Source organism: Endobacter medicaginis (genome assembly GCF_014192375.1).
GTDB lineage: Bacteria > Pseudomonadota > Alphaproteobacteria > Acetobacterales > Acetobacteraceae > Endobacter > Endobacter medicaginis.
Genome location: NZ_JACHXV010000007.1, coordinates 147666 through 174124, shown reverse-complemented (window position 1 = coordinate 174124; position 26459 = coordinate 147666). Strand labels below are relative to the sequence as shown.

25 protein-coding genes are annotated in these 26459 nt (G+C 68.5%); 14 read left to right on the top strand and 11 right to left on the bottom strand.

What is annotated here, in order from left to right; genetic code table 11:
* Window positions 1–319: 319 nt before the first annotated feature.
* The 3 genes from FHR90_RS11255 to FHR90_RS11245 all read right to left on the bottom strand — a co-directional run bounded on the left by FHR90_RS11255 (window position 320) and on the right by FHR90_RS11245 (window position 3334).
* Window positions 320–811, bottom strand: a complete 492-nt coding sequence (locus tag FHR90_RS11255; RefSeq protein ID WP_176626005.1) for a type II toxin-antitoxin system YhaV family toxin — start codon at window positions 809–811, stop codon at window positions 320–322.
* Between the two features lie 2 nt (window positions 812–813).
* Window positions 814–1146, bottom strand: coding sequence for a type II toxin-antitoxin system PrlF family antitoxin (locus FHR90_RS11250; RefSeq protein ID WP_176626002.1), 333 nt, complete (start codon window positions 1144–1146; stop codon window positions 814–816).
* 277 nt (window positions 1147–1423) lie between these two features.
* Window positions 1424–3334, bottom strand: a complete 1911-nt coding sequence (locus FHR90_RS11245) for a S9 family peptidase (protein ID WP_183275263.1) — start codon at window positions 3332–3334, stop codon at window positions 1424–1426.
* 86 nt (window positions 3335–3420) lie between these two features.
* Here FHR90_RS11245 and FHR90_RS11240 point away from each other — a divergent pair, with 86 nt between their 5' ends.
* Window positions 3421–4725, top strand: coding sequence for a lipopolysaccharide kinase InaA family protein (locus FHR90_RS11240; RefSeq protein ID WP_221188258.1), 1305 nt, complete (start codon window positions 3421–3423; stop codon window positions 4723–4725).
* Here FHR90_RS11240 and FHR90_RS11235 read toward each other — a convergent pair.
* From FHR90_RS11235 to FHR90_RS11215, 5 genes are read right to left on the bottom strand one after another with little or no spacing between them, the layout of a single operon-like run.
* Complete coding sequence (locus FHR90_RS11235) at window positions 4712–5527, bottom strand: VOC family protein (RefSeq protein ID WP_176625270.1); 816 nt, start codon at window positions 5525–5527, stop codon at window positions 4712–4714. The two genes, FHR90_RS11240 and FHR90_RS11235, sit on opposite strands and share 14 nt — an antisense overlap.
* Window positions 5524–6438 carry an SMP-30/gluconolactonase/LRE family protein gene (locus FHR90_RS11230; protein WP_176625268.1) on the bottom strand — a complete coding sequence of 305 codons (915 nt, stop codon included), beginning with the start codon at window positions 6436–6438 and terminating at the stop codon, window positions 5524–5526. Before FHR90_RS11230 ends, FHR90_RS11235 begins: the two co-directional genes overlap by 4 nt.
* 1 nt (window position 6439) lies before the next feature.
* Window positions 6440–6886, bottom strand: coding sequence for a cupin domain-containing protein (locus FHR90_RS11225; protein WP_176625266.1), 447 nt, complete (start codon window positions 6884–6886; stop codon window positions 6440–6442).
* Window positions 6887–6896: 10 nt separating this feature from the next.
* On the bottom strand, window positions 6897–7376 hold the full coding sequence (locus tag FHR90_RS11220) for a DoxX family membrane protein (RefSeq protein WP_176625264.1): 480 nt from the start codon (window positions 7374–7376) through the stop codon (window positions 6897–6899).
* Window positions 7377–7406: 30 nt separating this feature from the next.
* Complete coding sequence (locus FHR90_RS11215; protein ID WP_183275261.1) at window positions 7407–8807, bottom strand: MFS transporter; 1401 nt, start codon at window positions 8805–8807, stop codon at window positions 7407–7409.
* Here FHR90_RS11215 and hslV point away from each other — a divergent pair.
* The 3 genes from hslV (at window position 8806) to FHR90_RS11200 (ending at window position 12668) form a co-directional block, all read left to right on the top strand.
* Window positions 8806–9387, top strand: coding sequence for an ATP-dependent protease subunit HslV (gene hslV / locus FHR90_RS11210; protein WP_218062031.1), 582 nt, complete (start codon window positions 8806–8808; stop codon window positions 9385–9387). The two genes, FHR90_RS11215 and hslV, sit on opposite strands and share 2 nt — an antisense overlap.
* Window positions 9387–10697 (top strand): ATP-dependent protease ATPase subunit HslU, encoded by a 1311-nt coding sequence (gene hslU, locus FHR90_RS11205; protein ID WP_176623856.1) that lies wholly within the window; start codon window positions 9387–9389, stop codon window positions 10695–10697. The genes hslV and hslU overlap by 1 nt, the downstream gene beginning before the upstream one ends.
* Before the next feature lie 171 nt (window positions 10698–10868).
* Window positions 10869–12668 (top strand): adenine deaminase C-terminal domain-containing protein, encoded by a 1800-nt coding sequence (locus FHR90_RS11200; protein ID WP_176623850.1) that lies wholly within the window; start codon window positions 10869–10871, stop codon window positions 12666–12668.
* A gap of 6 nt (window positions 12669–12674) precedes the next feature.
* Here the strand turns inward: FHR90_RS11200 and FHR90_RS11195 are convergent, their stop codons facing one another.
* Entirely contained in the window at window positions 12675–15137 is a 2463-nt protein-coding gene (locus FHR90_RS11195; RefSeq protein ID WP_183275260.1) for a TonB-dependent receptor, read from the bottom strand.
* Between the two features lie 245 nt (window positions 15138–15382).
* Here FHR90_RS11195 and FHR90_RS11190 point away from each other — a divergent pair, with 245 nt between their 5' ends.
* From FHR90_RS11190 to gshB, 8 genes are all read left to right on the top strand, one after another.
* Window positions 15383–16138: a (Fe-S)-binding protein gene (locus FHR90_RS11190; RefSeq protein WP_176625948.1), complete on the top strand. Its 756-nt coding sequence runs from the start codon at window positions 15383–15385 to the stop codon at window positions 16136–16138.
* Entirely contained in the window at window positions 16138–17601 is a 1464-nt protein-coding gene (locus FHR90_RS11185; RefSeq protein ID WP_183275259.1) for a lactate utilization protein B, read from the top strand. The genes FHR90_RS11190 and FHR90_RS11185 overlap by 1 nt, the downstream gene beginning before the upstream one ends.
* Window positions 17598–18245 carry an LUD domain-containing protein gene (locus tag FHR90_RS17740; protein ID WP_221188257.1) on the top strand — a complete coding sequence of 216 codons (648 nt, stop codon included), beginning with the start codon at window positions 17598–17600 and terminating at the stop codon, window positions 18243–18245. The genes FHR90_RS11185 and FHR90_RS17740 overlap by 4 nt, the downstream gene beginning before the upstream one ends.
* Window positions 18246–18277: 32 nt before the next feature.
* Window positions 18278–18718, top strand: a complete 441-nt coding sequence (locus FHR90_RS11175) for a SufE family protein (RefSeq protein WP_176623128.1) — start codon at window positions 18278–18280, stop codon at window positions 18716–18718.
* A 95-nt stretch (window positions 18719–18813) separates the two neighbouring features.
* Window positions 18814–21039 carry an excinuclease ABC subunit UvrB gene (uvrB, locus tag FHR90_RS11170; protein WP_176623126.1) on the top strand — a complete coding sequence of 742 codons (2226 nt, stop codon included), beginning with the start codon at window positions 18814–18816 and terminating at the stop codon, window positions 21037–21039.
* 72 nt (window positions 21040–21111) lie between these two features.
* The gene (locus FHR90_RS11165; RefSeq protein WP_176623124.1) at window positions 21112–22011 is read left to right on the top strand and encodes an aldose 1-epimerase; all 900 of its coding nucleotides are present in this window, start codon (window positions 21112–21114) and stop codon (window positions 22009–22011) included.
* A complete protein-coding gene (gene greB / locus FHR90_RS11160) occupies window positions 22011–22553 on the top strand; it encodes a transcription elongation factor GreB (RefSeq protein ID WP_176623122.1) in 543 nt (180 codons plus the stop codon). Before FHR90_RS11165 ends, greB begins: the two co-directional genes overlap by 1 nt.
* Before the next feature lie 23 nt (window positions 22554–22576).
* The gene (gene gshB, locus FHR90_RS11155) at window positions 22577–23557 is read left to right on the top strand and encodes a glutathione synthase (protein ID WP_176623120.1); all 981 of its coding nucleotides are present in this window, start codon (window positions 22577–22579) and stop codon (window positions 23555–23557) included.
* Here gshB and FHR90_RS11150 read toward each other — a convergent pair.
* Window positions 23554–23739, bottom strand: coding sequence for a hypothetical protein (locus tag FHR90_RS11150; RefSeq protein WP_176623118.1), 186 nt, complete (start codon window positions 23737–23739; stop codon window positions 23554–23556). The genes gshB and FHR90_RS11150 overlap by 4 nt on opposite strands.
* Before the next feature lie 168 nt (window positions 23740–23907).
* Between FHR90_RS11150 and FHR90_RS11145 the strand changes: the two genes are divergently transcribed.
* Both FHR90_RS11145 and FHR90_RS11140 read left to right on the top strand, forming a co-directional pair.
* Window positions 23908–24561 carry a class I SAM-dependent methyltransferase gene (locus tag FHR90_RS11145; RefSeq protein ID WP_176623116.1) on the top strand — a complete coding sequence of 218 codons (654 nt, stop codon included), beginning with the start codon at window positions 23908–23910 and terminating at the stop codon, window positions 24559–24561.
* Window positions 24562–24565: 4 nt separating this feature from the next.
* Window positions 24566–25489 (top strand): heme o synthase, encoded by a 924-nt coding sequence (locus FHR90_RS11140; protein ID WP_246330205.1) that lies wholly within the window; start codon window positions 24566–24568, stop codon window positions 25487–25489.
* Here FHR90_RS11140 and FHR90_RS11135 read toward each other — a convergent pair whose 3' ends face one another.
* On the bottom strand, window positions 25490–26392 hold the full coding sequence (locus FHR90_RS11135; RefSeq protein WP_246330204.1) for a Tim44 domain-containing protein: 903 nt from the start codon (window positions 26390–26392) through the stop codon (window positions 25490–25492).
* Window positions 26393–26459: the final 67 nt, after the last annotated feature.

Here is a 26459-nt window from a genome sequence, read left to right as displayed (position 1 = left end):
TGCTCCCGCAGGATCGCGATGATCTGCTCTTCTGTGAACCGTGACTTCTTCATCCATCCGTCCCCCGTTGGGTCCGGACTCTAGCCATCCGTGGCGGAGTTTCAGGGGGTCACGTCACACCCTCTAGAGCCACTACCTCCACCAGCACTGAGGGGCTTGCCAGCAGTAATCCGGTAGGATCTGGAGCCTAACTACCGCGCAAGGTCGAGCGCCGCCCGGGCGAGCTGAATGACAGAATCGCGCCTTGGCGCGGTTCCGACGCAGCCGAAAGCATGGCTCGGAGGGCAGCGCCCTATCCTGTGACGTTCAACAGCATTCGTCATGAATTCGAGGGAGAGGCTTTTTCCAGCCGGTCAACTGCGGCCTGATCGGACGCCGCCTTACAAAGCGCAGCCCAATCGTCAGGCGGATTGCCGTCTTCCAGCATCCCTTTGAAAACCTTGTAGGCGTCGGTCCTGGCACCATAGGTCCGCAAAGTCGTTTCATCATTCACCCAGGCGAAGATGATGACTTTCGCGGTCGAGTCATAGCGGAAGAACAGACGGAACCGGCCATTGCCGAACTTCGCCCGGAACCAGTGCTTGTGCGTCTCGCCAAGCGTGGAACCTTGCCGATAGATGGTTGCGGACGGATCGGCGGGGACTGTCTGGAACACCAACTTGTTCAAAGCGGCCAAGAGCTTCGTGCTCGCGTTCCTCTGATATTCGTCGGGCTTCCTGGTCTTCAACGCCTCAACGGCATCCGTCAGCTTTTCCAATTGATCGAGAAAGAGGGGATGCGCGAAAATGGTCCAGCCATTGATCGTCAGCATGGCTAGAGCGATACATCCCCGTCAATCTCGGCATCAAGGTCAACGTCCATGTCCCCGACAAGCGCCGCCGCACGATCGCGCAGGCTGGCGGGCAACGCGGCGATTGACGTGCCGGGATGCTTGCGCATGTCCTGCGCCAGAAATTCGAGGAAGCGATCCACGACCGGATCGCTCGCCTCTTCCGTCGCCTTCTCGACATAGACCCGGCGCTGATCGTCCACGAAGAAGGCGATGCGCCCGCCGTAATCCACGCCCAAAGCCTGCCGGACGCTCTTGGGAACGGTCGTCTGGCCCTTGGCGGTGATGGTGCTTTCTTCTTTCAGCAGCGCGCCCATGATCAGGCTCCAAATTTGATCCCCGGTCTATGTAAGGAAATTTCCTTACACTGTCAAGAAGGTCATGCCTGACGACGATCGGGATGGACCCACGCGATGTCTGCTTTTGGCAAGTGGCCATCAGCATTTGAACGCCCGATCTTAAGACGCGAAAGCAGACATCCCTATTTAGGAGGGGTATAGAGGGCCTTAGAGGGCTATGGAGTAGGTATAGTACTCATCCGGATCCCGCACAGCCCGCCAGATAACAATCAGATCTCGCGATTGTGCGCGAAGCTCAGCGCCCGCGCATCTTCCGAGCGTCGGCCGCGAACCACTTACGGAACCACGCGATCGTCCGTGCCCGCCGGTCGCGTCGATCCGCCTCGCGCGAGAAGGCGTGGCCTTCGTCGCGGTAGACGACGAAGCTGTCCGGCACGCCAAGGGCGACCAGCGCGGTGTGGAACTCCAGGCTCTGCGGCATCGGGCATTCGAGGTCGCGGTCGCCGACGATGATCAGGGTGGGGGTGGTGGCACCCTTGATGTGCATGATCGGCGAGGCGCGGAGGTAGGGTTCGGCGTTGTCATACACCGAGCCGCCGAAATTGACCTGGTCGGAGCCCGCCTGCGGGGCCTCGCCCTCGATCGACAGCCAGTCCGACACCCCCGCATCGGCCATCGCCGCACGGAAGCGGTGGGTCTGCGAGACCGCCCACATCGCCATGTAGCCGCCATAGGAGCCGCCGGTGATCGCCAGCCGCGTCTCGTCGATCGGGGTCGCGGCCTTCGCGGCATCGATGCTGGCCAGCGTGTCGCGCCAGTCGCCCCCGCCGAGATCGCCGATCGAGGCCGAGGCGAACGCCTCGCCGGCGCCGAAACTGCCGCGATAGTTCGGCTCGATCACGTCCCAGCCCTGGGCGAGGAAGGCGCGGATCTCGCTGCCCTGTGTTGCGAAGCGCGGCCGCGCCGCGGCTTCGGGGCCGCCATGCACGTCGACGATCAGCGGCCGCTTCGCCTGCCCCGCGCCGGGCGGGGTGAACAGCCAGCCCTGCACGGCATGCCCGTCCACCCGCCAGCTCAGAGAGCGTGCCTGGCCGGGGGCGGCGAGTGCTGCGTCATTGACGTGGGTGATCGCCCGCAGCCCATCGACCGGGCCGGCCAGCAGCTCGGGCGGGTGGGTGAAATCCTGCGTGATCGCCGCCGCGTGGCCCGCCCGGCAGGACAGGGCGGTCAGCATCATCGGGTCGCGCCGCAGCACGCGCGGCGACGCGTCCAGCGTGGTGAGCACGCTGTCGGGGCCGGCCAGTTCGCTCGCCACCAGGCTCGCGCCGCAGTCCCAGTCCAGCCCGGTGACCGTCGCCGGCAGGCCGGGGGTGAGGTTCACCGGTGTCGCACCCGGCGCAAGGTCGAGCCGCCAGGCATCGCCGCCCGTCGAGCCGAAATCGCTCATCCAGCCGCCCACGAACGCTACCGCACGCCCGTCGGGCGAGACCACCGGGGAGGCGAGCTGCTCGCGCGGGCCCGGCTGGAACAGCAGCCTGGCCGACCCGTCGGCGCCGAACCCGTACAGCCCGGCCACCCACCAGTTCGAATCGCCGTCGCCATGGGCGGCGGTGCCGACGAAGCTGCCATCCGGGCGCTCGGCATACTCATACACATACAGATCGGGCGGCGAGACGAAGCGCAGCCTGGCGTTCTCGACCACCGCGATTCGCTGCTCGTCGAACCGCGTCTGCACCTCGCCCTCGATCGGCGCGCCCGCCTCGGCGCGGCCGACCTCCTTGGTCGCATCCGCCGTCGCCAGCACGCTCAGCCGGTCGCCGCGCCCATAGCGCAGCGTGTCCAGCGGGCCGGGGAACGTCAGCAGCGTCTTCGCCACCCCGCCACCCGCGCCCACCGTCTCGATCGCCGTATGGCCGCCTTCATCGACCAGGAAGGCGAGCGTGTCGCCCTTCGCGTTCCAGCTCGGCGAGCCTGGCTGGCAGCGCGCCGCGCCCGCGCAGTCCGGCGTGACCGAAGCGGCATGGCCGGCGAGATCGCGGATCAGCAGCCGCGCCGGCGGCCGGCCGTCCACCGGCACGTCCTGCGTCTCCACCGAGGCGATCCGGCTGCCGTCGGGCGAAACCGCCAGCTCGTGGAACAGCACCAGCGGTCGCGCCTCGGCCATGACCGGGAAGGCCAGCGCGGTGGCCAGGAGAAGAGCTTTCATGCCGTCGTATCAACCGATCCGGTGAGGGAAGGGGGCGAGTGTCGGCGGGGTCGGCGCCGGCTGCAATCCACCCTATGCTCGGTCGCGTGACCCTGACCGATTCCGATCCGATTTCAGCCCTTGACCGCGGCGACCATGCGGGCGCGATCACGCTCAGCCTCGCCGGATGCGGCCTGACCGCGCTGCCCGATTCGCTGCGGGCCCTGTCGGGCAGCCTGCGTGTGCTGGATCTGGCCGGCAACCGGCTGACCGCGCTGCCGCACTGGCTGTCGGAGTTCACCGAACTGCGCGTGCTGTTCGGCTCGGCCAACCCGTTCGCCGCCCTGCCGGAGGTGCTCGGCGCCTGCCCCGCCCTGTCGCAGATCGGTTTTCGGGGCTGCGGGATGACCCATCTGCCGCCGGCCGCGCTGCCCCCTGCACTGCGCTGGCTGACGCTGACCGACAACGCCCTCACCGAGCTGCCCGCTTCCCTCGGCGAGCGCGGGGATCTGCGCAAGCTGCTGCTCGCCGGCAACCGCCTGCGCACGCTGCCCGAGGCGATGGCCGCGGCGGCCGGCCTCGAACTGGTGCGCATCTCGGCCAACGCGTTCGACAGCCTGCCCGGCTGGCTGCCCCGCCTGCCGCGCCTCGCCTGGCTCGCCTGGGGCGGCAATCCGGCCGAAAGCGTGTCGGTGCAGGCCTGCCAGCCGCGTACGGTCCGCTGGACCGACCTCGTGCTCGGTCCACGCCTGGGGGAGGGGTCGTCGGGCGAGGTGCACGAGGTCGACTGGCCGCGGGGCGAGCCGGCCGGGCCGGTGGTGCTCAAGCTGTTCAAGGGCCATGTCAGCAGCGACGGGCTGACGCAGCGCGAGATCGACGCCGCCCTGGCAGTGGGCGACGCGGACGGGCTGATCGGCGGCCTGGCCGGTCTCGCCGGGCATCCACGGCAGCGTCCCGGCCTGCTGATGCCCCGGGTGGCACCGCACTGGCGGGTGCTTGGCGGGCCGCCGAGCCCGTCGAGCTGCACGCGCGACGTCTATCCGCCCGATCGTCGCTTCACCCTCGCACAGATGGCGTCGATCGCGACCAGGGTGGGCCGCGGTGCCGCCGCGCTGCATCGTGCGGGCTATGCGCATGGCGACCTCTACGCCCACAACATTCTGTATGATCCGCAAGGGTCCGGCGCGCGGCTCGGCGATCTCGGTGCCGCCAGTGCACTGCCTCACGATCCCGTCTGGGCCGTGCCCGATCTGCGCGCCTGGGCGATCCTGGCAGAGGAACTGCTCGACCGCTGCCCCGAGCCATGGCCGGAGGCACGCGCGCTGGTCTCGTCCTGCCTTACGGGTTCGGCGGACGAGCTTGTCGCGCTCGGCGACGCGGTCTGCGCCTTGGCAGCTCTTACGCCGCCCTGACGATCAGCCGGTGTCCGTCCGGGTCGGTGACCTGATGCACGGCCTCGCTGTCCTCGGCGAGGACCAGCCGCGTCGCGGCGATGTCGGTCTCGCCATGGGCCACGGCGCGCCCTTTCGGAGCGCGGTAGCACAGCAGTTCCAGATGCATCGGCAGTGCTGCGGCATCGCGCGCGAGCGACGTCACCTCGGCGCGCACCCCATCGAGCCCGTCGAGCCGGTCCTGCTCGGGGCCTTCGTTGAGCGAGCCGCCGGCCCGCGAGAAACCCAGGCCGGCATAGAACCTCTCGCTGGCCTGCGTGTCCGCCACCGCGATCGCGGAATGGTCGATCCCCAGCAGCGGGCCGCCGCGGCGCCCGCGCCAGGCCGGCGGCGGATCGGGAAATTGCAGCAGTTCCAGCGGATGCCCCTCCGGATCGCGGAACTTGAACGCTGTCACCGAACCGCTCGACGCAGGGAGTACCACCGGTCCGTCGGTGGAAATCGTTTGCCAGCCCGACTCCGCCACCAGCCGCCCATGCGCCGCCGCCATGTCGTTGGTGACCAGGGCGAGATGCTGGAAATCGTCATCGTCGGCGCGCGAATCGCGTTCGATCGGCGCGCCCGGCTCGGCGAAGCGGATCAGCTCGATGCGCTGCTCGCCGAGGGCCAGGCGGATCACATGCGCTCGCCCCGGCACGCCGTAGCGCACCGCGTCCACCTCGGTTGGCAGCCCGGCGACGAAGCCCAGCGCGGCGTAAAACGGCGCCAGCCCCTCGGGATCGAGACAGCTCAGCACCACGCGACGGATCGAGCCGCCGCTCATGGACGCTGCGCCCCGCGCCGGTTGAGATAGATCGCATACAGCGTGTGCGATGCGCAGATGAACAGACGCGCATGGAAACGATCGCCGAAGCACAGGTTCGAGACCGTCGCCGGCAGCCTAATCTTGCCGATCAGCGTGCCGGCGGGCGAGATGCAGTGCACCCCGTCCGCCGCACTGCTCCAGAGATAGCCGCCCTCATCGACGCGGAAGCCGTCCGCCATGCCTGGCGAGACCTTGTGGAAGATGTCGCCGCCCGAAAGCCGTCTGCCGCCGTCCTCGACATCGAACACGCGGATATACTGCCGCGGCTCGGCCTGCGACTGGTCGCCGGTCTCGGCAACATACAGCCTGCGTTCGTCGGGCGAGAAGGCGAGGCCGTTCGGCCCGTCGAAATCGTCGGCCATCACGCGCAACTCGCCGCTCGTCGGATCGAAGCGATACAGCGCCGGCTTCTGCTCGCTCGTCTGACGGCCGCCTTCGAAATCATTGAGGATTCCGTAGAGCGGATCGGAGAACCAGATCGTGCCGTCCGACTTCACAACCACATCGTTCGGCGCGTTCAGCCGCTTGCCGCGATGGCTGTCGACCAGCGTGGTGACCTGCCCGTCATACTCGGTGCGATACACACACCGCCCACGATGCGAGCACGAGATCAGCCGCCCGCCGGTGTCGCGATATTGCCCGTTGGCGTACTTCGACGGCGCCCGCCAGACGGATACACCGTCCGCCTTGCTCCAGCGCATCGTGCGGTCGTTGGGAATGTCGTTGAACAGCAGACAGTTCCAGTCCGCCATCCAGACCGGGCCTTCGAGCCAGCGGAACCCGGTGCCCAGCGTCTCGATCGTCGCATTCGGCAGCACGAAGGAGGCGAATTCCGGTTCGATCACCTCGTAGAAATCAGGCAGCCCCATCTCAGCGAAACCGTCCCGGTTCATCGACGGTCGGCTGCTCCTCGTATTGCACGATCATCTGCACGCAGGGGGTGTCGCCCACCGTGCCCGACAGATGCCCGGTGCGCCCGTCGACGGTGCGGCAGTTCTGGTCCTCGCCGAAATGGAATGCGCCCGGCCCGAACTCGTGCCGCGTGCCGTCCATCGCCTCGACATACCATGCACCCGACAGCGGGATGATCCATTGCGGCTTGGGGTTCTCGTGCCAGTCCGCCACCCATCCGGGCGGCAGCACCGCGAACTGCACCACCATCCGACTTTCATGCTTGTAGCCGAGCCATTGCTCGGAGCTGGTGAGCGACTTGAACTCGAACTCCGTCAGTGCCGCATCGGCGAAATGGCTGATCCCGTCCGCATCCACATAGAGATGCTTGTAGGGGATGGTCGGCTTCGGACCTGGCTCGGTCATGGCATCGTCCTCAAGGCGAAGGAGACGGCACGGAGGGCGCGGTGTAGGGGTGCGTCGACGAGAACGGGTCGGCGATCAGGCTGCCCAGCGTCATCGTGCCGAAGGTGAGCATCAGGAAGCCGCCGGCGAGCGAGAAGTTCTTCAGGAAATCCCAGAACAATCCGCGGCCGCGACTGTCGCCGCCCGCCCAGAAATCCCCCGTCGCCCAGAACCGCTTCCACAGCAACGCGGTCGCCATGCAATAGCCGGCCATCACCAGGGCGGCGAGCCGGTCCGCTTCCCCGGTGAGGATGCAAAGCGGCATCACGATCTCGATGAACAGCCCGCCCATCAGCACGAAGGTGGCCAGTGCGCGGTTGCGGAACATTTCCTGCGCCTGGCCGACGGCGCCGCCGAAATTAAGGATTTTGTCGAGCGCGCTGAACGGAAAGAACAGCATCACCAGCAGGTAGCGCACCCCAACCGTGACCAGCAGATCGATTCCATGCATCCGTGCATCACCGTAAGGTTGCCCATGACCTCAAACGTTGCCCTGCACGCCGGGTTCGCCGGCCCGTCGGGCGATCGCCCATGACATGACCAGCGCGGCCGCCACCAGCCCCGCCGCGACGGCGAACGAAGCTCCGTAGCGACCCGACGACACGAAGGGCGCGGCCAGCGTGGTGCCCAGGCCCGCGCCGAGCCCGAATGCCGCGCCATTGAGTGCGGGCAGGATCGACGGCGCCTCCGGCGGCGACAGCTTCACCCCCAGCCCGTTCAGCGTGGTCAGCGTCGCACCGTTATAGGTGATGCCGAACAGCAGGGCCGCGGCCAGCACCAGCAACTCGTCGCCCGGCCGCCAGGCCAGCGCGACCAGCAGCACCAGGCTGCTCGCCAGCCCCGCCCGCAGCAGCCGCAGCCATCCATCCACGCCGCGCCCGCGCCCCGCCAGCCAGCCACAAGCTGGTGCGAGCAGCAGCCCGATCAGATCCGCCGGCGTGATCAGCCACAGGGCCGCGTGCGCCGCATCGAGCGAGAAGCCGGTGCTGCGGTCCTGAGCCAGCAGCGGCAGGATGAAGTTCTGCGCCGCGAACCCCGCCCCGGTGGCCAGCAATGTGCTCAGCAGCACCGGCCAGACCCGGCGCGAGCCGAGCTGCGGCAGCGCGATCAGCGGCGTGGGCGCGCGTCGCTCCGCCCATACGAACAGCCCCACGCCCACGCAGGCGAGCCCCAGCCACGCCAGCCCGATCCGCGACGACACGTTGCCCAGCGCGAGGCTCGCCGCGATCAGCGCCCCGCTCAGCGCCAGCCCGCCCGCCCAGTCCATGCGACCGGCGACGCGCGATGCCGCCGGGGCAGGGGGCACCGCCCGCCACATCGCCGCCAGCGCGATCACACCGAACAGTCCCAGGGCCACGAACACCGAGCGGAACCCGAACTCCGCATCCAGCAGCCCGGCCACATAGCCGTCGAGTGCCGCAGCCCCGCCGTTGAGCGCGGTGATCAGCCCCAGCGTCGGCCCGAACCACGCCGCCGGCAGCGCGCGGCCGATCAGCACGAAGGCGATCGGATAGGTCACTCCGGTCGTCGCCGCCAGCAGCCGCCCGCCCAGCATCACCGCCAGCGAGGGTGCGGCCGCCGACAGCGCCGCGCCCGCCACCTGGGCCGCCAGCACGCCGAGCAGGATGCCCCGCCCGCCATGAAGGTCGCTCAGCCGCCCGAGCAGGATCGCCGCCACCGCTCCGGCCAGGAAGAACAGCGACTGCACCCACGACGCCGCCCCGATCGACACCCCCAGCCCCCGTGCCACATCCGGCAGCACCGGCCCGACCATCGTCGCGTTGAGCTGGCAGGTCAGCACCGCCAGACACAGCGCCGCCACCAGCCACACCGCCCCCGCATGGCTTGCGCTTGTCGCGTGATCGCTTATCTCGTCACCCATGCAGTCCTCGTCCTCCCCCCACGACCCCATCGGCTGGCATGGCACCACCATCCTGTGCGTCCGGCGCGGCGACTCCGTCGCCATGGCCGGCGACGGCCAGGTGACGCTCGGCCAGACCGTCATCAAGGGCAATGCCCGCAAGGTGCGCCGCATCGGCCCCGGCGGCACGATCCTCGCCGGCTTCGCCGGTGCCACGGCGGATGCCTTCACCCTGCTCGAACGGCTCGAAGCCAAGCTCGAACGCTACCCCAACCAGCTCGAGCGCGCCTGTGTCGAGCTCGCCAAGGACTGGCGCACCGACCGCTACCTGCGGCGCCTCGAGGCGATGATGGCGGTCGCCGACACCACCCGTTCCTTCACGCTGACCGGCAACGGCGACGTGCTCGAACCCGAGGACGGGGTCATCGCCATCGGCTCGGGTGGCAATTACGCACTCTCCGCCGCCCGCGCCCTGCTCGACATCGACGGGCTGACCGCCGAGGACATCGCGCGGCGTGCGATGCGCATCGCCGGCGAGATCTGCGTCTACACCAACGCCTCCGTCATCGTCGAAACCCTTAGCGCGACGGAGCCCGCATGATGGACACCCCCACCTTCACCCCCCGCGAGATCGTCTCCGAGCTCGACCGCTTCATCGTCGGCCAGCCCGACGCCAAGCGTGCGGTCGCCATCGCGCTGCGCAACCGCTGGCGCCGCGCCCAGCTCGCCGAAGGCATCCGCGAGGAGGTGGTGCCGAAGAACATTCTGATGATCGGCCCCACCGGCTGTGGCAAGACCGAGATCGCGCGCCGGCTGGCCAAACTCGCCCAGGCGCCGTTCCTCAAGGTCGAGGCGACCAAGTTCACCGAGGTCGGCTATGTCGGCCGCGACGTCGATTCCATCATCCGCGACCTCGTCGATGCGTCCATCAACATGCTGCGCGACACAAGACGTCGCGAGGTGCAGGCGAAGGCCGCCTCCGCCGCCGAGGAACGCCTTGTCGACGCGCTGGTCGGTCGCACCGCGAGTGCCGACACCAAGAGCAAGTTCCGCCAGATGCTCCGCAACGGCGAACTCGAGGCCAAGGAGGTCGAGATCGCGGTGGCCGACCCCGCGCCGGCGATGTCGATGGACATGCCCGGTCTCCAGCCCGGTCAGGCGATCAATCTCGGCGAGATGATGAAGGGCATGTTCAACCGCGCCGCCCAGCCCCGCCGCCTCACCGTCGCCGCCGCCCGCACCCTGCTCGAACGCGAGGAGGCCGACCGCCTGCTCGACACCGAGGCCCTGGCCCGTGAGGCGGTCGTCCATGCCGAGAACAACGGCATCGTGTTCCTCGACGAGATCGACAAGGTCTGTGCGCGCTCGTCGGAGGGCTTTCGCGGCGGCGACGTCTCCCGCGAGGGCGTGCAGCGCGATCTCCTGCCCCTGATCGAAGGCACCACGGTCTCGACCAAGCACGGACCGGTGAAGACCGACCACATCCTGTTCATCGCCTCGGGCGCCTTCCACCTCGCCAAGCCCGCCGACCTGCTGCCCGAGCTGCAGGGCCGCCTGCCGATCCGCGTCGAGCTCGCGCCGCTGTCGCGCGACGACCTCCGCCGCATCCTCACCGAGCCCGAGCACTCCCTGGTGCGGCAGTACGAAGCCCTGCTCGGGACGGAAAAGGTCGCCCTCGGCTTCACCGCCGACGGCATCGACGCGCTCGCCGACCTCGCCGCCGACATCAACGACCGCGTCGAGAACATCGGCGCGCGCCGGCTCGCCACCGTGATGGAGAAACTGCTCGAGGACATCAGCTTCACCGCCTCCGACCGCCCCGGCGACAGCGTGATGGTGGATGCGGCCTATGTCCGCGAACGCGTCGCGCCGCTGGCGCAGAAGGGCGATCTGTCGCGCTTCATCCTGTAAGGCGCAGGGGGATGTTCTTTTTTGAAAAAAAGAACCAAAAAACTTTTATCCGTCAGCAGCGTGCCGAGGCCGCGAGGGCCCGAACGCACGGTCGCTGACGGATAAAAGTCTTTTTGCTTCTTTTTCTTCAGAAAAAGAAGGCTCTTCCCTCCCACCGGAGCCCGGACGCCGATGCCGACCCTCACCCGTTTCAGCGTCCGTCCCCTTGCGCAGATGACCCGGCAGCTCGCCGCGGTGGCATCCGGCCGCGCCGAGCCCGACGGGGTCATCACCGGCGCGCGGGTGCTGTCCACCTACTCTGACCGCATCCTGCCGGAGCGCGAGCTGTGGCTGAGCGGCGGCCGCATCGCCGCGGTGCAGCCGGCGGGGCGCTATCGCGGCGCAGCCCCCCGCTACGATGCGCGCGGCGGCATCATCGCCCCCGGTCTGGTCGATCCGCACATCCATATCGAGAGCAGCATGGTCACCGCCTGCGCCTATGCCGAAGGTGCGCTGCTCGACGGGGTCACCACGATCTTCTGCGACAGCCACGAGATCGGCAACGTGATGGATGTCGCCGGCATCGAGGCGATGATCGAGGATGCGCGCGCCGCACCGCTGTCGATCTTCCTCACCGTGCCCTCCACGGTGCCGGCGACCTCGGCCGCGCTGGAGACGGCGGGCGGCGATCTCACCGCGGACAAGATCGCCGCCCTGTTCGATCGCTGGCCCGAAGCGGTCGCCCTGGGCGAGAAGATGGATTTCGTGCCCGTCACGATGGGCGACGAGCGCGCGCATGCGATCCTCGCCGCGTCGCTGTCGCGTGGACGTCCGGTCTCGGGCCATATCTATGGTCGTGAATTCGTCGCCGCCTATGCCGCCAGCGGCATCACCGACACCCATGAGGCGATCGACCGCGACATTGCCGACGATCTGCTCGAAGCCGGGTTGTGGCTGTTCCTGCGCGGCGGGCCGCCGACCACGCCGTGGCACTCGCTGCCCGACGCGATCCGCACCATCACCGAGCTCGGCGCCTCGCCCAAGCGCATCGCGGTGTGCACCGACGATCGCGACGCCGACGATCTGCTGCACTTCGGTCTCGACTGGGTGGTGCGCGAGGCGGTCCGCGCCGGGATGACCCCGGCGCAGGCCTGGTCGATGGGCTCGCTGCATGGTGCGACCCGCTTCGGCATGGAGGGAGAGATCGGCGGGCTGGGTGGCGGGCGGCGTGCCGATCTGGTGCTGCTCGACGACGATCTGCGTCCGCGCTGCACCTGGTATGGCGGCGAACTGGTCGTCGAGGAGCGACGCATCACGCCCGTGCTCGATGCCGCACTGTCGGCACGCTATCGCTACCCCGATGCCGCCTATCACACAGTGCGTCTGCCGACCTCGCTGCAACTGACACCCGATCTGCCGGGCACGGCGGTGACGGCGCATACCATCCGCACCGAACTGCCGGGCATCATGCTCGGCCATGTGACGCTGCGTCTCGAACCCGCGCCCGACTGGCGCACGCATTTCGACACCCACGATCTGTGCTTCGTCACCGTCATCGAGCGACACGGCAAATCCGCCGGTAACGTCGCCCATGGCCTGCTCAACGGTTTCGGCCTACGCGACGGTGCGGTGGCCTCGTCGGTCGGTCATGACAGCCACAACATCATCGTCGCCGGCACCGACGAGGCCGACATGCAGATCGCGCTGGCTGCGATCGAGAAAGCACAGGGCGGCGTCTGTGTGGTCCGCGGCGGGCAGGTGACGGCGATGGTGGACCTGCCCATCGCCGGCCTGCTGTCGGACCGCCGCGTCGGCGAGGTGGCGGAAGCGACGCGGGCGCTGAAGGCCGAATGGACCCGTGCGGGCTGCACCATCCCCTATATGGGCTTCAACCTGATCCCGCTCTCGGTGATCCCGGAGATCCGCATTACCGATCGCGGGCTGGTGCTGGTGCCGCAGATGCGGCTCCAGCCCCTGTTCGAGCCGGTCTGAGGTGCGTCAGAATCCCGCCTTCAGCGTGGCGAACACGCCGAACCCTTCACCGATATTGTAGTTCGGCGAACTGCCCGAGATCGTGGTGCCGTAGATGCCGCGTGTGTCGAGCGCGTTGGTGGTGACGCCGTTGACGCCGCTGAGGAACTTGTTGTCGGTCAGGTTGACGAAGTTCACCTGCACGGTCGGTGCCTTGATCTTGCCGACATCGTGCAAGCGCATGCCGACCGTACCACCCATCTCGTAGTAGCCCGGCATGCGCTCGTCGTTGGTGAACGTCGAGTACTGGTGGCTGACGTAACGGACATTGAGGTTCCAGAAGAACATCCCGTTGTCCCAGTCGATCGCCGCCGCCCCCACGAAGCTCGGGCTGCGCACGGCGGTCTTGCCGGCGGTCGGCAGCAGGTCGTCGCCGACGAGGATGTTGTTGTCGATCGTCGCGTGCAGATACTGCGCCGAGACATAGGGGCGGAAATGCCAGAACGGCCGCGTGCCGAGCTCGACGTTGAAGCCGTCCGAGGTCTGGCCGCCGGCATTGATCGAGTTGGTCACCGCATTGTTGGTGCCCGGCACCGGCGTGCTGATCTGACGGTTGACGAAGTTGTAGTGGAAATAGCTGAACGAGCCGACGATCAGCGGCCCGGTGTAGCGATAGCCCAGCTCCTCGGCGATCGAATACTCGTCCTTGAGCCCCACCGCGCCGGGATGCGCCGATCCGTCGATGTAGGAATAGGTGTCATACAGCGTGGTGTTGACCGGAGAGCGGAAGTTCGTCGACACACTCGCGAAGATCTGGTGACGCTCGTTGAACTGGTAATGCGCCGAGGCCGCCGGCAGCGGCTGGCTGTCGTTGAGCACCGCCTTGTATTGCGGGCCCGGCAGGTAGTTGGTGCCGTCGCGATTGACGATCGCCTCCTTGAAGCCGGCCTCCAGCGTCAGCTTGTCGTTCAGCAGCTTGTAGGCGTCGCCGAGATAGAGCGTGTGGATGGTGGTCTTGGTGTCGAAATCCTGACCGAGGAACTTGCGCCCGTCGGTGGTCCGGATGACGTCCACATCACCCCACACGCTGGGCGGCTCACCCGCGGCCGAGACCGGCGAGTAGGTGTTGTAGTCGTGATCGTTCGAATAATCGAACCACCAGCCGACATAGGCGCGGTTGTGTCCGGTCTGCCACGAGGCGGTCGAGTTGAAACCGCTGCGATACTGCTTGTCGATGAAGGCCAGCATCGCCGGCGCGGTGCCATCGTCGGAGGTGTGCGGAAATTCCACATCCACGAGCTCGTTGCCGAGATAGTTCGGCCCTGAATACTGCGTCAATCCGAGCGTGCCGTTGCCGTAGCCGTGCCACATATAGGGCGTGAAATCGATGCTCACCCCGTGGCCGAGATTGAAGTGCGACGGCGCCGCCATCTCGAAATTATGGTAGGGATTGCGGTTGAGCTTCCAGAAGTTCACATCGCCGTAGGTATAGTACGAATCCCAGTTGTAGCTTCGGCCGACATCATGCCAGGTCTGCAGGGTCGGGTTGGTGTAGGAGTTCTGCACCGAATACTGGTACGCACCGACCAGCGACACCCGGTTGGCGTCCCCCCAGTCCTTGACGAATTTCCAGTCCATATGGGTCTTGTTGTCGACGCCAGGGCCGCGCCAGGCATCGTCGTGCTGGTAGGAGCCCGAGATGAAGGCCTTGATGCCGGTATTGCCGATCGTGCCGGTATCGACACGCAGGAATTCGCGCGTGTAGTTGTAGTTGCCGATACCGACATCGGCGAGGCCGCCGAACTTGTCGCTCGGGTCGCGATCATGGAAGGTGAACAGCCCGCCCGAGCCGTTGACGGTCGGCGTGTCGATGTTCGACGACCCCTGCTGGAGCGACAGCTCGGTCATGTTCTCGCCATCGACGAATTCCGACGGGTAGGTGGTGTAGACACCCACGTCGGCGATCGGCATGCCTTCCCAGATGAACGCCATCTCGGTCTGATCCAGCCCGCGCAGCGCGATCTGGCCGCCCGACAGGCCCCAGGGATCGACCTCGGACACCACCGCACCCGGCAGGAGCTGCACCAGCATGAACGGCGATGTCGCCGGCGACTGCTTCTGGATATAGTCGTTCGACACCGTGCTGACCGATTTGGGCGCATATTGCGGCTTGATCAGGCCGCCGCCCGGCTCGAGCCCGGTGACGCCGTCCGCCGTGTGGTGGCCGGCGGTCGCATGCACGACGATGGTGTCGGAGGTGACGGCCGGATGGTAGGGGCGGCTGACCGCGCGCCGTGCCGGGGGTGCGGCCGGCGAGGCGGCGGAGGTGCCGATCGCCGCACGGTGGCGGGCGTGCGATGCGGAGGCGCGCTTGTGAGCGGTGGATGTGTGCACCGCGGCCTTGGTCGGCGCCGCGTCCTGGGCGACTGCGGCGAGCGGGCACAGCGCCGTGGCGCAGAGAAGGAGGGTGGTTACCGAACGCGCAGCCATCTGGGCTCCCTGAAAACAGCCTGTCATCGTGACGATCTTCGCTGATCGTCCGACCGCCGGGGTGGGCAGGCAATGAACTTGCCCGCAACCGACCCGCGAAGTCATTTTCTTGTCATAGCGGGATGTTCGGGCTGCGGATTGTTACGAAACGTCTTCAAGGCGCGTTGTGAGTTTTTGGACACAGCCACGTGCGGGCGGTTGCGCGATCGGCCGGATCGGCGCAGTGACGAACCGGAGGCTGCACGATGCGCGTCGACCTGTTCATCACCTGCATCAACGATACGCTCTATCCGCAGACCGGGCGCGCGATGGTCGCCCTGCTGGAACGTCTCGGCCAGAGCCTGCGCTTTCGCCCCGACCAGGGCTGCTGCGGGCAGATGCACCACAATTCCGGCTATCGCGACGAAGCCCTTGCCGCGGCACGGCGCTTCGCCGACACGTTCGACGACGCCGAGGCGGTCGTGGTGCCGTCCACCTCCTGCACGGCGATGCTGCGCGGCGGTCTGCGCGATGTGGCGAGCCAGGCCGGAGACGATGCCCTGGCCGAGCGGCTGGCCGGTCTCGCGCCGCGCGTCCACGAGCTGAGCGAGTTTCTCGTCGACGTCCTCGGCGTCGAGGATGTCGGCGCCTATTTCCCGCATCGCGTGACCTACCACGCCTCGTGCAATTCGCTGCGCGCCCTGCATCTGGGCGAACGTCCGCTGCGTCTGTTGCGCGCGGTGGACGGCATCGATCTCGTCGAGCTGCCGCATTTGCGCGAATGCTGCGGCTTCGGCGGCACGTTCTCGGTCAAGAACGCCGAGACCTCGACCGCGATGCTGGCCGACAAGATGCGTCACGTGCTGTCCACGGGTGCCGAGATCTGCACCGCCGGCGACAATTCCTGCCTCACCCATATCGGTGGCGGTCTGTCGCGTCTGCATACCGGCGTGCGCGTGTTGCATCTGGCGGAAATCCTCGCCAGCACCCGCGAAACGGTGCGCGTGCCGGAGATCGCGTGATGGACGACGACATCCATTTTCCCGAAACCCGTTTTCCCGACACCGCTTTTCCGCTCGCCGCCCATGCGGGCCTGGCCGACGCACAGATGCGCCGCAACGTGCGGAAGGCCACCACCACCATCCGCGCCAAGACCGACCGCGTCACCGCCGAGCTGCCCGACTGGCAGGATCTGCGCAGCGCGGGTGCCGCGCGCAAGGCCGACGCCCTGGCCGGTCTCGACACCCATCTGCTCGCCCTCGAAGCCGCCGTCACCGCCGCCGGCGGTACCGTGCACTGGGCCCGCGATGCGGCCGAGGCGCGCGCGATCGTGACCGACCTCGCCCGCGCCAGCGGTGCGCGCGAGGCGATCAAGGTCAAGTCGATGACCACCGACGAGATCGATCTCAACCCCGCGCTCGAGGCCGCCGGCATCATCCCGCACGAGACCGATCTCGCCGACATGGTCGTCCAGCTCGGCAACGACACGCCCTCGCACATCGTGGTGCCGGCGATCCACCGCAACCGCGCCGAGATCCGGCAGATCTTTCGCGCCCGCATGGGCCGCGACGACATCGCCGACGATCCGCCCGCGCTGACCGCCGCCGCGCGATCGTATCTGCGGCCGAAATTCCTCTCCGTCGATCTCGCCATCTCGGGCGCCAACTTCGCCATCGCCGAGACCGGCGGCGTCTGCGTGGTCGAGAGCGAGGGCAATGGCCGCATGTGCCTGTCGCTCTCCCGCACGCTGATCACCATCATGGGCATCGAGAAGGTGATCCCGCGCCTCGCCGATCTCGGCGTGTTCCTCCAGCTGCTGCCCCGCGCCTCGACCGGCGAGCGGATGAATCCCTACACCTCGCTGTGGACCGGGGTCACGCCCGGCGACGGCCCGCAGGACTTCCATCTCGTGCTGCTCGACAACGGCCGCTCGCGCATCCTCGCCGATCCGGTGGCGCGCGAGACGCTGCACTGCATCCGCTGCTCGCGCTGCCTCAATTTCTGCCCGGTCTACGAACATACCGGCGGCCACGCCTACCGCTCGATGTATCAGGGCCCGATCGGCGCGATCCTCACCCCGCAGCTCCGCGATGGCGGCGACAGCCTGCCCTTCGCCTCCAGCCTGTGCGGCGCCTGCCACGAGGTCTGCCCGGTGAAGATCAATATCCCGCGCATCCTGGTGCATCTGCGCGGCACCATCGTCTCGCGCCGCCGGGCGGAGAGCGCCCTGCCGGATGCGGAGGCGCTGGCGATGCGCGCCGCCGGGCTCGCCCTCGCCCGCCCGCGGCTGATGCGCGCGCTCGCCGCCACCGGCCGCATCGCGCAGCGCGTGGTGATCCGCGACCGCCGCCACCCGCCGGCGGTGATCGGCGCGCTGCCGCTGCCCGGGCCGCTCGGTGCGTGGACCCAGACCCGCGACGCACCACCCCTGCCGCAAGAGAGCTTCCGCGACTGGTGGGCGCGGCGCGGGGAGGGCGGGTCGTGATCCGCGACGGTTCCGCCAAGGGCGCGATCCTGGCTGCGATCCGCGCCGCCAACATCCGCCAGCCCGCGCTACCGCCGGCCGATGACGCATGGCGCCACAGCCTCGACCTGCCGCGTGCAGGCCTCGTCGCCCGCCTCGCCGAGCGTCTCGCCGATTACGGCGTCGGCCTCACCCGCCTGTCGCGTGCCCGCGCCAGGCAGGAGGGTGCGATCGCCGACGCCGTCGCCGCGTGCCTCGCCGCCCATGATGCGACCAGCCTGATCGTCCCGCCGGGCGTGCCCGCCGCCTGGCGTCCGCCCGGCATCGCCCTCACCGAGGATGACGGCCTGCTTGCGCACACCGCCATCGACCGGATCGACGCGGTGCTGACCGGGGCCGCCTGCGCGATCGCCGAGAGCGGCAGCATCGTGCTCGACCACCGCCCCGACCAGGGCCGACGCGCACTCACCGTGCTGCCGCGCGTGCATGTCTGCGTGCTCGATGCCGCCGATGTCGTCGGCCTGCTGCCCGAGGCGCTGGCCCGGCTGGGCACGCCGCGCCTGCTGACCTTCATCTCCGGCCCGTCGGCGACCGCCGATATCGAGTTCGAGCGCGTGGTCGGCGTGCACGGGCCGCGTTTCCTCGAGGTCGTGCTGACGGGTTGACCCGGCGGCGGCCCCGCGCCACATCCGGGCCCATGTCCGCGCCCGACCCGTTCGTCCAGCCCGCCGAAGCCACCGCCGCCGAGGCCATCGCCGCGATCGGCGACGAGCTCGAGCTGTTCGACGACTGGACCCAGCGCTACCAGTACATCATCGAGCTCGGCCGCAAGCTGCCCGCCATGCCCGAGGCCTGGATGGACGACGCCCACCGCGTCCCCGGCTGCCAGAGCCGCGTCTGGCTCGAAAGCCGCACGCAGGACGGCGTGCTGTCGTTTGCCGGCGCCTCCGACGCGGCCATCGTCTCGGGACTGGTCGCCCTGCTGCTGCGTGTCTATTCGGGACGCCCGGCCGAGGAGATCGCCGCCACCGACCCGGCCTTCCTCAAGGACCTCGGCCTGATCGCGGCGCTGTCGGCCAATCGCGGCAACGGCATCGCCTCGATGGCCCGTGCCATCCGCTCGGCCGCCGGCGCCTGATCTTCGCCTTGCGCCGCCGGCGCTGATCTTGGCGTTGCGCCGCCGGCGCTGATCTTCGCCTTGCAAGGCCGCGGTGCGAGGCCCACCTTGACGGCATGGATGATCTGAACCCGAAGGGCGGGCTGGCGCTCGCGGAGCGCGGTGCGGCGCCGATGCCGGTGCTCGACCATTTCGTGCCGCAGAAACAGCCCGCCAAGCCGCGCACGAAGCGGCTCGAACTGGTGTCCGCCTACGACGCGGCCGGCGACCAGCCGCGCGCGATCACCGAGCTGGTGGCGGGGGTCGAGAGCGGTGAACGCGACCAGGTTTTGCTCGGCGTGACCGGCTCGGGCAAGACCTTCACCATGGCCAAGGTGATCGAAGCGACCCAGAAGCCCACGCTGGTGCTGGCCCCCAACAAGACGCTTGCCGCCCAGCTCTACAACGAGATGAAGCAGTTCTTCCCCAACAACGCGGTGGAATATTTCGTCTCGTACTACGACTACTTCCAGCCCGAAGCCTACGTGCCGCGCTCGGACACCTATATCGAGAAGGACAGCCAGATCAACGAGCAGATCGACCGCATGCGCCATGCCGCCACCCAGGCGCTGCTGGAGCGCAACGACGTCATCATCGTCGCGTCGGTCTCCTGCATCTACGGCATCGGCTCGGTCGAGACCTACTCGCGCATGGTGATCCGTCTGCAGGCCGGTGGTGCGATCGACCGTGACACGCTGGTGCGCGGGCTGGTCGAGCAGCAGTATCGCCGCAACGACGCCGCCTTCCAGCGCGGCACCTTCCGGGTGCGCGGCGAGCAGGTCGACATCTTCCCCGCCCATCACGAGGACCGTGCGTGGCGGGTGTCGCTGTTCGGCGACGAGATCGAGGCGATCAGCGAGTTCGATCCGCTGACCGGCGAGAAGACCGCCGATCTCGACGAGATCTCCGTCTACGCCAACAGCCACTACGTCACCCCGCGCCCGACGCTCAACCAGGCGGTGGTGCACATCAAGGAGGAGCTCAAATCGCGGCTCGACGAGCTGGTGACGGGCGGCCGGCTGCTCGAGGCCGAGCGGCTCCAGCAGCGCACCACCTTCGATCTGGAGATGATCGAGACCACCGGCGTGTGCAAGGGCATCGAGAACTACTCGCGCTACCTCTCCGGGCGCCGCCCCGGCGAGCCGCCGCCGACCCTGTTCGAATACCTGCCCGAGGACGCGCTGCTGATCGTCGACGAAAGCCACGTCACGGTGCCGCAAATCGGCGGCATGGAGCGCGGCGACCATGCGCGCAAGTCCATCCTGTCGGAATACGGCTTCCGCCTGCCCTCCTGCCTCGACAACCGGCCGCTCAAGTTCGACGAGTGGGAGGCATTCCGCCCGCAGACCGTGTTCGTCTCCGCGACCCCGGGCCCGTGGGAGATGGAGCGCGTCGCGGGCGTGTTCGCCGAGCAGGTGATCCGCCCGACCGGGCTGATCGACCCGGTCACCGAGATCCGCCCGGTCGAGCATCAGGTCGACGACCTGCTCGCCGAGTGCCGCGAGGTGATCGGCAGGGGGGGGCGCATCCTGGTCACCACGCTGACCAAGCGTATGGCCGAGGACCTGACCGAATACATGACCGAGGCCGGCATCAAGGTGCGCTACCTGCACTCGGATGTGGACACGCTCGAGCGCATCGAGATCATCCGCGACCTGCGGCTGGGCGTGTTCGACGTGCTGATCGGCATCAACCTGCTGCGCGAGGGGCTCGACATCCCCGAATGCGCGCTGGTGGCGATCCTCGATGCGGACAAGGAAGGGTTCCTGCGCTCGCGCACCTCGCTGATCCAGACCATCGGCCGCGCGGCGCGCAATGTCGACGGGCGGGTGGTGCTGTATGCCGACCGGATGACCGATTCGCTGCGTTACGCGATCGAGGAGACCGCGCGGCGGCGTGAGAAGCAGCAGGCCTGGAACGAGGCCCACGGCATCACTCCGCAGTCGGTGCGCAGTCACATCTCGGAGGCGATGAGTTCGGTCTACGAACAGGATTACGTCACCGTCGCCCCGGTGGCCGAAGCGGAAGTGACCGAATTCGTCGGCAAGGACCTGCGCTCGGCGATCGCCGATCTCGAGAAGCGCATGCGCACCGCCGCCGCCGATCTGGAGTTCGAGACCGCCGCGCGGCTGCGCGACGAGATCAAGCGTCTGGAGGCGCTGGAAATGGGCATCGCACCGCCACCGATGTCGTCTGCCAGCCAGCGCGCGAAAAAGGACCGCACCCCGCAGCCGCTCGGCCCCGGTGGCGGCGGCTACGACCCGAAAAAAGCCTCTCGCGGCGGGCGCAAGGCGCGACGCTGACGCCTCTGGCGCGTTCGTACAGGCAACGGGACCGGCCCGCCAAGGATGCCGGCGCGGGAGGAGACGCAGACCATGATCGAGCTGGCCCACGGAGAATCGCGTCTGGGCGTGCTGCCCGAGACGGGGGCCGCGCTTGCTTTCTGGACGCATCGCGGCGTCGCCCTGCTGCATCCGGTCGCCGACCCCAACCTGGCCGACCAGCATGGCCAGGCAGTCGCCGCCTATCCGCTGATCCCCTATTCCAACCGCATCGGCGACGGCCGCTTCAGCTTCGGCGGCGAGTCGTTCGCGCTTGCCCATAATTTCGTCCCCGAGCGCAATTCCATCCACGGCAATGCCTGGCAGCACCCCTGGGACATCGCCGAGCAGGGCGAGGATTACGTCCGGCTGACCTTCGATCACGATCCGTCCTCCCCGGCGGCGCGGGCGCAATGGCCGTTCGCCTACCACGCCGCCCTGCTCTACCGGCTGGCCGGCGACGCGCTGGAGGTGCGCATCACCGTCCACAACACCGATCGCCGCCCACAGCCGGTGGGGCTCGGCTGGCACCCGTTCTTCCCAAAGGTCGCCGGCACCCGGCTCGGTTTCGACGCCCGCTCGGTGTGGCACAAGACGCCCGACGGCCTGCCCGACGGCAGGCTGCGCTGCGAGGGCGAGTTCCTCTACGCGCCGCCGCGTACGCTGGACGGGGTGGATATCGACCACTGCTTCTCCGGCTGGGACCAGCTCGCCACGCTGACCTGGCCACCTTCGGCCACCGATGAGGGGCGGTCGATCGAGCTCGCCGCCGATGCCCTGTTCGGTCATCTGGTGGTCTATGTTCCGCCGGGACGCGATTTCTTCGCCGTGGAGCCCGCCACCAACATGACCGACGCGGTCAATCACCTCGACATCGCCGATGCCGGCATGACCATCCTCGACCCCGGCGCGCATGTCGGCGGCGTGGCGCGCCTCACCCTGCGGGCGGGCTGATGTCGCAGGCCGACGCCGTCGAGGACGAGGACGACGAGATCGAGGCTCCCGGCGCCCCGCCCGGGGTGGGGCGCTACATCTCGGTGGCCGGCATGGCCCGGCTCCAGTCGGAGCTCAACGCCCTGCTGCGCGACGAACGCCCGCGCGTGGTGGAGATCGTCTCCTGGGCGGCCGGCAATGGCGACCGCTCCGAGAACGGCGACTACCTCTACGGCAAGAAGCGCCTGCGCGAGATCGACCGCCGCATCCGCTTCCTCACCCGCCGCATCGACCGCGCCATTCCCGTCGATCCGGCCGCACAGGCGCGGCGCGATAGGGTGTTCTTCGGGGCGGCCGTGACCTACGCGGGTGATGACGACGCCGAACGCACGGTGCGCATCCTCGGCGTCGATGAGGCCGAACTGGCGCGCGGCGAGATCTCGCTGGCTTCCCCGCTGGCCCGTGCCCTGCTCGGCCGCGCGGTGGGCGACGAGGTGAGCATCGTCACCCCGCAGGGCAGGGCGGTGGTGGAAATCCTTTCGATCGCCTATCCATCCGCCTGAGTGGAAGTCTTGCCGAGGGTGATATGGCCGAAATCCTGAAGGTTGCCGTGCAGATGGACCCGCTGGAGGCGGTCAACATCGACGCGGACTCGACCTTCGCCCTGATGCTCGAGGCGCAGCGCCGTGGGCACGCGCTGTGGCATTACGACTACCGCGAGATGAGCCTGCGCGAGGGCCGCATCGGCCCCGGCGGGCGCGAGTCGCGCCTGACCGCCCGTGCGCGTCCGGTCCGCGTCAGCCGCACCCGCGGCGCGCATGCCGAGTTCGGCAGCCCCGAGGTGATCGACCTCGCCGGCATGGACGTGGTGCTGATGCGCCAGGACCCGCCCTTCGACATGGCCTACATCACCGCCACCCACATGCTCGAGCACATCCACCCCCGCACCCTGGTGGTCAACGACCCGAACTCCGTGCGCGACGCGCCCGAGAAGCTGCTGGTGACGCATTTCCCCGAGCTGATGCCACCCACCCTGGTGAGCTGGGACCTGCGCGCGATCCGCGAATTCCGCACCGAGTTCGGCGACATCATCATCAAGCCGCTGTTCGGCAATGGCGGGGCAGGGGTGTTCCGCATCCGCTCCGATGACGAGAACTTCGAATCGCTGCTGGAGATGCATTTCGCCCGCTCGCGCGAGCCGCTGATGGTGCAGCGCTACGAAAAGGCGGTGCGCCAGGGCGACAAGCGCATCATCCTCGTCGATGGCGAGCCGGTCGGCGCGATCAACCGCGTCCCCGCCCAGGGCGAGGCGCGTTCCAACATGCATGTCGGCGGCCGCGCCGAGCGCGTCGGGCTCACCCCCCGCGACCGCGAGATCTGCGAGGCCCTGCGCGACGTGCTGCGCAACCAGGGGCTGATCTTCACCGGCATCGACGTGATCGGCGACTGGCTCACCGAGATCAACGTCACCTCGCCGACCGGCCTGCAGGAAATCGACCGCTTCGACGACGTCCAGACCGCGTCGCTGATCTGGGATGCGATCGAACGCCGGCTGCCGGCGCGCTAGAGAAAGCGGTTGTCGAACCAGGCCCAGATTTCCTTGCCGAAATACAGGCAGATGGCGGCGGTCCAGGAGCCACCGAACACGATCACCGCGATGATGTTGAACCAGCCGACCGACAGCAGGCGTCCGACGGCGACCGTCACCAGGGCAAAGACGAGAACCACCGATATGACCAGCTTGTTCATCGGTCCACTGCCTGCCGTCCATTCGTCTCGCTCGTGGCCGGACTGTCGCAGTTCCGGCGTGCAGCGGCAACAGCCGCCGCCCGGACCTGCCACGGACGCAGAATTGATGGGGTGGCGCGCCGGCGCACCCTTGCCGTGACTGACCGGGCGGTGCACACAGATCGCGACATGGATGCGACCCTGCCCACCGCCCCGCACACGGCGCTCGACGCTCACGATGTCCGACGCGCCTATGCGCGCTGGGCGGGGGTCTATGACATCGTCTTCGGCGGGGTCTCGTCCTTCGGCCGCCGTCGGGCGGTGCAGGCGGCCAACGCCCTGCCGGGCTCGGACGTGCTGGAGGTGGGGGTAGGCACCGGCCTCGCCCTGCCGTATTACGACGCCGACAAGCGCGTGACCGGGATCGATCTGTCGGCCGACATGCTCGAGCGTGCCCGACGCCGCGTCCGCCGCGAGCGCCTCGCCCATGTCGCGGCCCTCGCCGAGATGGATGCCGAGCAGACCAGCTTCGCCGATGACAGTTTCGACATCGCGGTGGCGATGTTCGTCGCCTCCGTGGTGCCCAACCCCCGCCGCCTGCTGGCCGAACTCAAGCGCGTGGTGCGGCCGGGCGGCCACATCCTGTTCGTCAACCATTTCCTCGCCGAGGGCGGCGCGCGGCTGGCGGTGGAACGCGCGATGGCCTCGTCGTCGCGCCTGCTCGGCTGGCACCCCGATTTCGCGCTCGACGCGCTGCTGCCGGCCGAGGATCGCGCCCGCGCGACGATCCGCCCGGTGCCGCCGGCCGGCCTGTTCACCCTCGTGCACCTGCCGTGTGAGTGACCCGTTGCCCAGCCTGACCGTGACCTCGTCCGTCTCGCCCCTGCGCCTGTCTCCCGCCGACGCCATCGCCCTGCTCAAGCCCCGCGTGATGTCGCTGGTGGTATTCACCGGCGCGATCGGCCTGTTCATCGCCCCAACCCACCTCGCCGCCTGGCGCGCCCTCGCCGCCATCGCCTGCATAGCACTCGGCGCCGGCGCGGCTGGCTCGATCAACATGTGGTTCGACGCCGATATCGACGCGGTGATGCAGCGCACGCGCCGCCGCCCGATTCCCGCCGGGCGGGTGCATCCGACCACCGCGCTGGTCTATGGCTGCGTACTGTCGGTGCTGGCGGTGCTGGCGATGGGGCTGGCCACCAACTGGGTCGCGGCCGCCTGGCTCGCCGGCTCGATCGGCTTCTACGTGCTGATCTACACGATGTGGCTGAAGCGCTCGACGCCGCAGAACATCGTCATCGGCGGCGCGGCCGGTGCGTTTCCGCCGATCATCGGCTGGGCGGCCGCGACCGGGCAGGTCGGGCTGCTGCCGGTGCTGCTGTTCGCCATCACCTTCTTCTGGACGCCGCCGCATTTCTGGGCGCTGTCGCTGTATGCCTGTCAGGACTATGCCCGCGCGCGCGTGCCGATGCTGCCGGTGACGAACGGCGCGCGCAGCACGCGGCGGCACATCCTCGCCTATACGCTGCTGCTGCTGCCGGTCTCGCTGGTCCCGACCCTGGCCGGCGTCGCCGGGCCGGTGTTCGGCCTCGGCGCGCTGGGGCTGGGCCTGGGCTTCATCGTGCTGGCCTGGCGGGTGCTGACCGACCGGCAGGATGCGGACGGTGTCAGCCTCACCGGCGATCGCCCCGCGCGGCTGACCTTCCGCTACTCCCTGTTCTATCTGAGCGCGATCTTCGCGCTGGTCGCCATCGACCGCTGGCTGGGCTGATTACCCGGCCTGCTGGATCGCCGACAGCACCCATGCACCGCCCGGACGGCGCTGGAAGGTCCAGTATTCCGTCACCAGATCGCGGACCGACGGATTGCCATCGACGATGCGCCCGCCGGCGTCGGTGGTGACATCCACCAGGCTGTAGCGCATCGCCACCGTCGCATACTGCGCCCCGGGCTCGGACCAGGCTTCCGACAGTTCGCCCTTCTCCAGCCGCACGTCCGAGACCTGGTTGCGCAGGCCGCGACGGGCGAGGTCGGAAAGCTGGGCGTTGAAATTCGCCGCCATCTCCGGCGTGGTGAACTGGCGCAGCGCACCGGTATCGCCGCGCGACCAGGCGGACTGGATCTGCGTCAGCAGCGATTCGAAACTGCGGAAATCCTGCGGCTGCAGGCTGAGCGGGGCGCTCGATGCGGTAGCACCGCCGGCCACCGGATTGCCCCCGAACGCCATGCCGCGCGGCATCGACGCGCCCGCCATCTGCCGGGCGAAGAAGCGGCGGAACACCCAGCGCGCGATCAGGAACAGCAGCGTCAGCTGGATGATCGTGCCCAGCAGCGACAGCAGGCCGAAGCCGCCGCCGAAGAACCCATGCCCGCTGAGCAGGCCGAACAGACCCGCCCCCAGCAGACCGCCGACGAACCCGTGCAGCAGCGGCCGCGAGCCGAACCCGCCATAGGGGCGGTAGCCCGGATTGAACCCTGGGTTCATCGGTGCGGGCCGGTTGAACGGCGTCGCCCCGCGCGGTGCGATCGACACCGAGGGCGGCGGGCTGAAGCTGCGCGAGCCGCGGCTGCCGAACGAGCTGCCGCCCCCGGGACGCGCCTCGGCGGTGGCCGCGATCACGATCGGCGCGGCCATCATCGCCGCGGCCGGCACCGCCAGCGGCAGCGCGGTCATCACACGCAGGGCAAGGACGGCGGAGAGGGACGCTGAGGGTCTGTTCTGCATCATGCCCTGCAATATA